Here is a 10,329-nt window from a genome sequence, read left to right on the forward strand (position 1 = left end):
TCCCGGTCTGAGAAATGCGTTCCTGGTGTGGTCACGTCGGGTGTTCTCCTCACGGCACGAGCACGACACGGCCGCGGCTGGCGCGTGACTCCACCAGGTCGTGGGCACGGGCGACGTCGGACAGGGGGACGCGCGCCGCGACCACGGGGCGTACGGCCCCGCCGGCGACGGCGTCGAAGAGCTGGCGCGTCCCGGACTCGGCGAGATCGGGACGGTGCCGCAGCAGCGCGGCCATGCTGAATCCGGTCACGTACTTCATGCCGAGGACGTCGAGGAACGGCAGGACGGGGCGTGCCGTCGGGCTGCCCGAGGCGCCGTAGAAGACGAGCCGGCCGTACGGGGCCAGCAACTCCACGTCGTCGTGGAGGAGTTCGCCACCGATGCCGTTGAGGATCACGTCCACGCCTCGCCCGTCCACGGCCTTGCTCACCTGCTCCGCCCAGTCGGACCGGCCGTAGTCGACGGTGACGTCCGCGCCCAGGGAGCGGGCGAAGTCCAGCTTCTCCGGGGAACTCGCGGTCGCGATCACGGGATACGCGCCCCGGGCCTTGGCGATCTGCAGCGCCATGTGCCCCACGGCGCCGGCCGCCCCGTGCACCAGCACGCTCTCCCCGGCGCGCAGCTGCCCCGAGTTGACGACCTGCACGGCGACGCGCCCGGTGGACCCCATGACCGTGGCCTCCGCCGGGTCCAGGCCGTCCGGGACGGGCGTGATCCGGTCCAGCGGGGCGATCACGTGGTCCGCGTAGGCGTTCTGCGCCTTCCACACCACCACGCGGGCGCCGACGTGCCCGGCGGGCACCTCCGCGCCGGCCTGCTCGACCACGCCGACGACATCCGCGGCGGGACAGGCCGGCAGCACCGGGGCGGACACGGGATGCTCGCCGCGCCGCCGCTGCACATCGGCCTGGTCGACGCCGATCGCCTCCACCCGTACCAGCACCTCGCCGGGCCCGGGACGCGGTGTCTCCGCCTCCTCGACCCGCAGAACACTCGACGGCCCGAATTCGTGGTAGCGAACGATGCGCATGTGCCAGCGGTCCCCTTAGGCAGATGTATCCGGAAAGCTTCAGCGAATCCATCGGGCAGGATGTGAATTCGGAGAAAAACGCTACCCGGCACCGTCCGCCGCGGGAACTCAACAAAAGAAGCACGTGATTCGGGGGCCGGAGCGCCGCGTACCACCAAAGAGGCACACCGGGTGTCCCCTAGGTGGGCAGGGCCCGCTCAGGCGCCTCTTCCTTTCCTAACATCCCAGGGATCCCTCAGGTTAGCGGCGAAGAAAGGGGATGCTGTGGACGGTGTCCGGGAAGTTTCCGTGACGGCGGAGCGCCCGCTCGAAACAGCTCAGGTCACAAAGCCCAGTCGGCGGGAAATGACCTGGGTGGCGTGCCTCGCGGTCTACTGCGTGGGGTTCGCCGCGTTCGGCATCTCCCGTTATCTCACGCTCGACCCGTCGACCAGCAGGCTGGGGATCCGGACCGATCTGCCCTGGCACTACCCGCTGTTCGTCGTCCACATCTACACGGCGGTGGTGGCGATCGTCCTCGCCTGGGTGCAGGTCTGGCCCTGGTACCGGGCGCGCCGTCCGCGCACCCACCGCGTCCTGGGGCGCGTGTACTTCTTCGCCGGGGTCTTCCCGTCCGCGGCCCTGGCGATTCCCGATTCGCTGCTGACGACCAGCGGGCCGGACGTGGCCGTCGCCCTGCTGTTCATGGACGCGTGCTGGATCGTCACCGGTGTCTCCGGTTACCTGACCGGCCGCCGGCGCAAGTACGGCGAGCACCGCAAGTGGATGCTGAGGAACGTCGCGATGACCACCTCCACGGTGACGCTGCGCCCGCTCAACGCCATTTTCGTGGCCTTCGGCCTCAACTACGAACAGGCCTACGCGACCGCCACCTGGGCCGCGGTCATCGGGCACCTGCTGTTCGTCGAGTGGTACCTGCTGCGGCCGAAGCGGAAGCGGCGCCCCGTGCCGAACCCCCGCTGAACGCCCCGCCGGACGCGCCTGCCTTTTCCTGCCTGTTTCTGCCTGTTTCCGCCTGCGCTGTGCCTGCCTGTTCCTGCCTGCGCTGTGCCTGTCTGCCTGTGCCTGTCTGCCCGTTCCTGCCTGCCCTGTTCCTGCCTGCCCTGTTCCTACCTGCCCTGCCGTGAACGGCACCGGCCTCCTGGGGGACACGTATGCGAACTGCCCGAACGATCCCGGACGAGCACGCCGGCGCGCCGAGCGACCCGGTCGCCGTCGTCGGCCTGGCATGCCGGTTCCCCCACGCCGACGGCCCGGCGGCCTTCTGGGAGCTGCTCAGGGGCGGTGACAGCGCCGTCTCGGCCACGCCCGCTCCCGGGCGCCGGCTCGCCGCCCGTCCCGGCGGCTACCTGGACGACGTCGCCGGGTTCGATCCCGAGTTCTTCGGCATCTCGCCCCGCGAGGCGGCCGCCATGGACCCGCAGCAGCGCCTGACGCTGGAACTGGGCTGGGAGGCCTTCGAGGACGCCGGCATCGTCGCGGGCGACCTCAGGGGCCGCAAGGTCGGTGTGTTCGTGGGTGCCATGTGGGACGACTACGCCACGCTCCAGCACCGCGCGGGGCCGGGCAGCGCCACGCAGCACAGCATGACGGGCCTGCACCGCGGCATCATCGCCAACCGGGTGTCGTACACCTTCGACCTGCTCGGCCCGAGCATGGTGATCGACACCGGGCAGTCGTCCTCGCTGGTGGCGGTGCACACCGCCTGCGAGAGCCTGCGCCGGGGCGAGTCGGTGCTCGCCCTCGCCGGCGGGGTCAGCCTCAACCTCGCCCCCGAGAGCACCCTGTACTCCGAGAAGTTCGGCGCCCTGTCCCCGGACGGGCGGTGCCACACCCTCGACGCGCGCGCCAACGGGTACGTACGCGGCGAAGGAGCCGGTTACGTCGTCCTCAAGCCGCTCTCGGCGGCACTGGCCGACGGCGACCGCGTCTACTGCGTGATCGAGGCGGGCGCGGTGAACAGCGGCGGCGCGAGCGAGGGGCTCACCGTGCCCCGGGCCGGCGCGCAGGAGGCGCTGCTGCGCGAGGCGTACGGCAGGGCGGGCGTCGATCCCGCCGAGGTGCAGTACGTCGAGCTGCACGGCACCGGGACCCGGAGGGGCGACCCGGTCGAGTCGGCCGCGCTCGGGGCGGTGTTCGGCGACGGCGGGGCGGGCGGACGGCCCGCGCTGCGCGTGGGCTCGGTGAAGACCAACATCGGGCACCTGGAGGCGGCGGCGGGTGTCGCCGGGCTCATCAAGACGGCACTGAGCATCAGGCACCGGTTGATCCCGCCGTCTCTGAACTTCACCGACCCCCACCCGGGGATCGACCTCGACGCGTGGAACCTGCGGGTGCCGACGGACCCGGAACCGTGGCCGCGGGAGGACGCCCGGCTGGTGGCGGGGGTCAGTTCGTTCGGCATGGGCGGCACCAACTGCCATGTGGTGCTGTCCGAGCCGGCACCGGCCCGGACTCCGGCACCGCGGCCCGCCGCGTCCCGCCGGCCGGACGCCGACGCCCGCCTGCTGCCCTGGGTGGTGTCGGCCCGCTCCCCCGGCGCGCTGCGCGCCCAGGCGGAGCGGCTGCGCGCGCACGTCGCCGCCCGCCCCGCACTGGACGCGGAGGCCGTGGGGTTCTCGCTGGACGCCCACCGCACCGCGCACGAGGAACGCGCGGTGGTCCTCGGCCGTGAGCCGGGCGAGCACCTGTCCGGCCTGGCGGCCCTGGCGGACGGGGTACCGGCCCCCCACCTGGTGCGGGGCAGCACCCGGGACGGCGGCCGGACGGCCTTCCTGTTCTCCGGGCAGGGCAGCCAGCGTCCCGGCATGGGGCGCCGGCTCCACGCGGCGGTCCCCGTGTTCGCCGCCGCGCTGGACGAGGTGTGCGCCGCACTCGACCCGCACCTGCCGCGCCCCCTGAAGGACCTGCTCTTCGCCGAGCCCGGCACCCCCGAGGCGGCGCTGCTGGACGAGACCCTGTTCACCCAGGCCGCGCTGTTCGCCGTGGAGACCGCCCTGTACCGCCTGATGCGGGCGTGCGGGGTGGTCCCGGACTATCTGATGGGCCACTCCGTCGGTGAACTCACCGCGGCGCACGCGTCCGGGGTGCTGGACCTCGCGGACGCCAGTGCTCTGGTGGCCGCGCGCGGCCGGCTGATGCAGCGGGCCACCGCGGGCGGTGCCATGGTCGCCGTCGAGGCCGACGAGCGGGAGGTCCGCGCCGCGCTGTCCCGGTACGACGGCCGGCTGGCCGTCGCCGCCCTCAACGGCCCGCGCGCCACGGTGGTCTCCGGGGACCGGGCGGCGGCGGACGAGGTCGCGGCGCACTTCCGGGCCGCCGGGCGCCGGACCAGGCACCTGCGGGTCAGTCACGCGTTCCACTCGCCGCACATGGACGGCATACTCGACGAGTTCCGGGCCGTCGCCGAGGGGCTGGCCTTCGGCAGGCCGGAGACACCCGTGGTCTCCAACGTCACGGGACGGCTCGCGACGGCGGAGGAGCTGGCGTCCGCCGACTACTGGGCCCGGCACATCCGCGCGTCCGTACGGTACGACGACGGTGTGCGCCTGCTGCGCGCCGAGGGAGTCACCGGCTTCTGGGAGCTGGGTCCGGGCGGGCTGGCCGCGATGACCCGCGAGAGCCTGTCCGCGGTCGGCTCCCCGCCCGGCGGCGCGGTCGTCGCCGTGCTGCGGGACGGCCGGCCGGAGGAGCAGACCGTCACCGCCGCGCTCGCCGAGGCGTACGTGCGCGGTGCCGCGGTCGACTGGGCGGTGCTCACCGGGTGGGCGCCCGCGCGGGTCGATCTGCCCACGTACGCCTTCCAGCGCCGCCCGTTCTGGTTCGAGGAGCGCGTCGAGGGAACCGGCACGGGATCCGCGGAGCCCGGAGTGGAATCCGGGGCGGGGCCCGTCGAGGAACCGGGCGTGGGATCCGGGGCCAGGCCCGGCGCGGAGCCCGGGGCGGGATCCAGGGCGAGGTCCGGCGAGGGACCGGGCGCGGAATCCGGGGCGAGGTCCGGCGAGCAGCCCGGCGCGGGATCCGGGGCGGCATCCGGCGCGGAATCCGGGGCCAGGCCCGGCGAGCAGCCCGGCGCGGGATCCGGGGCGGCATCCGGCGCGGAATCCGGGGCCAGGCCCGGCGTGGGGTCCTCCGCCGCCTCGGTGCCGGCGCCGCCGTCCCCGCGCCCCGCCCGAGAGCCCGGTGCCGATCCGCTGGAGCTGGTGCGGACCTGTGTGGCGACCGTTCTCGGGCATCTGTCCGCGCAGACCGTGGACATCCGCCTGACGTTCAAGGAGCTGGGCTTCGACTCGCTCACCGCGGTCGAGTTCCGCGACCGGGTCGCCGAGGCGACGGGCCTGGCCGGTCTGCCGCCCACGCTGGTCTACAACTTCCCGACCCCCGCCGAGCTGGCGCGCTTCCTGGCGGCCGAGCTGTCGGGCGAGCCGACCGGCGCCGCCGACCCCGCACCCGCCGCGCCGCGCTCCGACGAGCCGATCGCGATCGTGGGCATGGGCTGCCGCTTCCCCGGCGGGGTCCGCTCACCGGAGGACCTGTGGCGCCTGGTGGCCGACGGCAGACACGGGCTCTCCGCGTTCCCGGCCGACCGGGAGTGGCCCGACGTCGTGTTGCGGGACCCCCAGAACCCGGACGTGCGCTACGCCAAGGTCGGCGGCTTCCTCCACGACGCGGCCGGGTTCGACGCGGCGTTCTTCGGCATCAGCCCGCGCGAGGCCCTCGCCATGGACCCGCAGCAGCGGCTGGTGCTGGAGACCTCCTGGGAGGCCCTGGAGCGGGCCGGCGTCGACCCGAGCGGGCTGCGCGGCCGGCAGGTGGGGGTGTTCGCCGGCGCCACCGCCCAGGACTACGGGCCCCGCCTGGGCGACCCGTCGCACGGCACCCAGGGCTACCAGCTCACGGGCGGCACGCCCAGCGTCATCTCGGGCCGCGTCGCCTACGCCCTCGGCCTCGAAGGGCCCGCCGTCACCGTGGACACCGCCTGCTCGTCCTCGCTGACGGCGCTCCACCTGGCCGCCCGCTCCCTGTCGGCGGGCGAGTGCGAACTGGCCCTGGCCGGCGGGGTGACGGTGATGGCGACGCCCGGCATGTTCACCGAGTTCGCGGGGGCGGGGGGCCTGGCGCCCGACGGCCGGTGCAAGCCGTTCGCCCGGTCCGCCGACGGCACCGGCTGGAGCGAGGGCGTCGGCATGCTGGTCCTGGAGCGGCTGTCGGACGCCCGGCGCCACGGGCACCGGGTCCTGGCGGTGCTGCGCGGCTCGGCCGTCAACCAGGACGGCGCCAGCAACGGGCTCACCGCGCCCAACGGCCCGTCGCAGGAGCGGGTGATCCGGCAGGCGCTCGCCGACGCGGGGCTGTCGGCCGCCGACGTCGACGCCGTGGAGGCGCACGGCACCGGTACGACGCTGGGCGACCCCATCGAGGCCCAGGCCCTCCTCGCCACGTACGGGCGGGGGCGCCCCGCCGAACGGCCGTTGCGGCTGGGCTCGGTGAAGTCGAACATCGGCCACACCCAGGCGGCCGCGGGCGTGGCCGCCGTGATCAAGATGGTGATGGCGCTGCGCCACGGCAGCCTCCCCGCCAGCCTGAACATCGACGAGCCGACCCCGCACGTGGACTGGTCGGCGGGCGCGGTCGCGCTGCTGACCGAGCCGCTGCCGTGGCCCCGGGGCGAGCGGGTCCGCCGTGCGGGCATCTCCTCGTTCGGGATCAGCGGCACGAACGTCCACGCGATCCTGGAGGAGGCTCCGGAGGACACCCCGGAGCGGACCCCGGAGGACGGGGAACAGCCGGCGCCGCTCGCCGTCGTACCGTGGCCGCTGTCGGCGAAGACCGCACAGGCCCTGCGCGGGCAGGCCGCCGCCCTGCGGTCGTACCTGGCGGACAGGCCCGGCCTCTCCCCCGCCGACGTGGGCCACTCGCTGGCGAGCACCCGGGCCGCGCTGGAGCACCGCGCCGTCCTGATCGGGGCGGACCGGCGGGAGCTGACGGACGCGCTGGACGTCCTGCTGGCCGGGAGCACGCCGGACGGGGTGGTGCGGGGAGTGGCCGCGCCCGACGCGGAGCGGGTCTTCGTCTTCCCCGGGCAGGGAGCGCAGTGGCCGCGGATGGCGGTCGAACTGCTCGGCACCTCACCGGTGTTCGCCGAGCGCATGCGGGAGTGCGCCGCCGCGCTGGGCCGGGTGGTCGACTGGTCGCTGCTCGACGTGCTGCGCGGGGAGCCGGGCGCGCCGACGCTGGAGCGGGTCGACGTCGTACAGCCGGCGCTGTTCGCCATGATGGTGTCGCTGGCCCGGCTGTGGGAGTCCTACGGGGTGCGGCCGACGGCCGTGGTGGGGCACAGCCAGGGGGAGATCGCCGCGGCGTGCGTGGCCGGCGCGCTCTCCCTGGAGGACGCCGCCCGGATCGTGGCGCTGCGCAGCCGGTCGCTGGTCTCGCTGGCCGGCCGGGGCGGCATGGTGTCGGTGTCACTGCCGGACGCGGAGGTACGGCGGCTGCCGTGCTGGGACGGGCGGCTGGACGTCGCCGTGGTCAACGGCCCCCGGTCGGTGGTGGTCTCCGGCGAACCGGCGGCCCTGGACGACCTGCTGGCCGTGTGCGCCGAACGGGGTGTACGGGCCAAGCGGATCCCGGTCGGCTACGCCGCGCACTCCGCTCAGGTCGAGGCCGTCCGCGAGGAGTTGACGGAGGCGCTGCGCGACATCACGCCCCGCGCCGCCGACGTCCCCTTCCACTCCACGGTGACCGGGGACGTCCTGGACACCCGCGCCCTCGACGCCGCGTACTGGTACCGCAATCTGCGGGAGACGGTCCGCTTCGACGGGACCCTGCGCACGGTGCTCGCCAAGGGGCACACGCTCGTCCTGGAGATCAGCCCGCACCCCGTCCTAGGGAGCGACATCGAGGAGGCCGTCGAGTCGGTCGGCCGGGGCGGCGCGGTGGTGGGCTCGCTGCGCCGGGACGACGGCGGCCTGCGGCGCTTCGTGACCTCGGTGGCCCGGGCCCAGGTGCTCGGGGCGCCCGTGGACTGGTCCGGGGCCTTCGGCGGCACCGGCGCGGCCCTGGTCGAACTGCCCACCTACGCCTTCCAGCACGAGCGGTACTGGCTCGCGCCGTCCGCGCCCGCGGCCGGGACGGACGGCGGGGCGGAGACGGCGGGGACACACACCCGGTTCTGGGACATCGTGGCCCGCGGTGACGCGGAGGGGCTCGCCGCCGAGATCGGGGTGCGGGACGAGGCCGCCCTGCGGGCCGTCCTGCCGGCGCTGTCGGCATGGCACGAGCGGCGGACGGCCGCGGCGGCGGCCGACTCCTGGCGCTACCGGGTCACCTGGCGGCCGGCTCAGCACACTCCGGCCGGCCCGCCCGCGGGCAGCTGGCTCGTGCTGGTGGACGAGGACGCCCGGGACGACGAGGAGGCGCGGGACGCGGAGGCCGCCGTCCTCGGCGCGCTCGGCGGCCGTGCGCGGGCGGTGCCGCTGCGGCTCGGCGGTGAACGCGGGGAACTGGCCAAGGCGGTGCGGTCCGCGGCGGCCGACGGCCCGGAGCCGTCGGGGCTGCTGGTGCTGGTGCCGCCGGCGCCCGCCGACGCGGTGCTGCCGTCGCGGTCCGGGGACTGGCGGGGCGTGCTGACCCTGCTGCAGGCCCTGGAGGACGCCGGGGTGCGGGCGCCGCTGTGGTGTGCCACCCGGGGCGCCGTCGCGGTCGGCGGTGCGGAGCCGGCCGCTCCGGTGCGGGCCCAGGTCTGGGGTCTGGGCCGGGTCGCCGCCGTGGAGTGCCCCGAACGCTGGGGCGGACTGGTCGACCTGCCGGCGGACCTGGACCGGACGGCGGTCGGGCTGCTGCCGGGGGTACTGGCGGACCCCGGGGGCGAGAGCGAGGTGGCGCTGCGCGCCGAGGGCGTCTTCGTGCGCCGGCTGGTCCGCGCGGCGTGGCAGGCGGCTCCCGGAGACCGCGCCCCGCGGTTCTCGGGCACCGTGCTCGTCACCGGCGGCACCGGTGCGCTCGGCCGGCACACCGCGGCATGGCTGGCGGACCAGGGCGCCGAACACCTCGTCCTGGTCAGCCGGAGCGGGCCGGACGCGCCCGGGGCCGCCGCCGCGGCGGCCCTGCCGGCCGAGCGGGGCGTGCGGGTCAGCACCCTCGCGTGCGACGTCTCCGACCGGGCGGCGCTCGCCGCGCTGCTCGACGGCCTCGACGCCGCCGGCGACCCGGTCAGGGCGGTCGTGCACGCCGCCGGGATCATCGAGAACACCCCGCTCGACGAGCTGACCCCCGAGCGCTTCGCCGAGGTGGTACGGGCGAAGGCCGACGCGGCGCAGCACCTGCACGACCTCACCCGGGACCGGGAGCTGGACGCGTTCGTGCTGTTCTCCTCGGTGTCGGGGATGTGGGGCAGCACCGGCAACGGCGCCTACGCGGCGGCCAACGCGTTCCTGGACGCGCTCGCGCAGCACCGGCGCGCCCGCGGACTGCCGGCGACCTCCGTGATCTGGGGCCCCTGGGACGGCGACGGCATGATGACCCGGGACGGCATGGCGCGGGCCGTCGTCCGGCGCGGACTGCGGCTGCTCGGCCCGGAGCCGGCGACCGGCGCCCTGGCCCGGTGCCTGCTCGGCGACGATCCGACGCCGGTGCTCGCCGACGTGGACTGGCCGTCGCTGTCCGCGGCGTTCGGCGCCACCGGGGCGAACCGGCTCTTCTCCGACCTGCCCGAAGTCCGCCGGGCGCTGGAGGAGACGCCGCCGACGCCCGGGGAGGGTACGGCGACGCTGGCGCAGCGGCTCGCCCCGCTGAGCCCCGTCCAGCGCCGGGAGACGGTCTCCCTGATCGTGCGGACGCAGGTGGCGGCGGTGCTCGGGCACTCCGGGCCGGACGCCGTCGGCGAGGACCGGCGGTTCAAGGACCTGGGCGTCGACTCCGTGCGCTCGGTGGAGCTGCGCAACCGGCTCCGGGCCGACACCGGGCTGAGCATCCCGGTCACCGCCGTCTTCGACCATCCCACGGTGGCCCAGCTGGCGGACCTGCTGCTGGCCACCGCCGCCCCCGGCACCGGCGCCGACGACGACGGCGACGGCGACGGCGAGGACGAGGACGAGGGGGGCGCGCCCGTGTCCGACCGGGAGCGGGCCCGCACCCGGCGGATCGAGTCCGCGCAGCAGCGGATCAACGACATGGACGCCGACGACCTCGTGCGCCTCGCGCTCGGCGAGCAGGAGCCGTGACCGCGGCCGACCGCCCGCATCCGATTCGTTCCAAGGCAACAGATCTGTGAGGGGACATGGCCACGTCGCCGGAGAAAA

General features: G+C 75.3%; 3 protein-coding genes. 2 read left to right on the top strand and 1 reads right to left on the bottom strand.

Annotated elements, in window-relative coordinates:
- Nucleotides 1-49 precede the first annotated feature (49 nt).
- A complete protein-coding gene (locus IEZ20_RS36185; RefSeq protein WP_189306742.1) occupies nucleotides 50-1,030 on the bottom strand; it encodes a quinone oxidoreductase family protein in 981 nt (326 codons plus the stop codon).
- A gap of 345 nt (nucleotides 1,031-1,375) precedes the next feature.
- Here IEZ20_RS36185 and IEZ20_RS36190 point away from each other — a divergent pair, with 345 nt between their 5' ends.
- Both IEZ20_RS36190 and IEZ20_RS36195 read left to right on the top strand, forming a co-directional pair.
- Nucleotides 1,376-1,993, top strand: coding sequence for a DUF2306 domain-containing protein (locus IEZ20_RS36190; RefSeq protein ID WP_189306744.1), 618 nt, complete (start codon nucleotides 1,376-1,378; stop codon nucleotides 1,991-1,993).
- 191 nt (nucleotides 1,994-2,184) lie between these two features.
- Nucleotides 2,185-10,251, top strand: a complete 8,067-nt coding sequence (locus IEZ20_RS36195) for a type I polyketide synthase (protein WP_189306746.1) — start codon at nucleotides 2,185-2,187, stop codon at nucleotides 10,249-10,251.
- The last annotated feature ends 78 nt before the right edge of the window (nucleotides 10,252-10,329 follow it).

The organism is Streptomyces cinerochromogenes (assembly GCF_014648635.1).
GTDB lineage: Bacteria > Actinomycetota > Actinomycetes > Streptomycetales > Streptomycetaceae > Streptomyces > Streptomyces cinerochromogenes.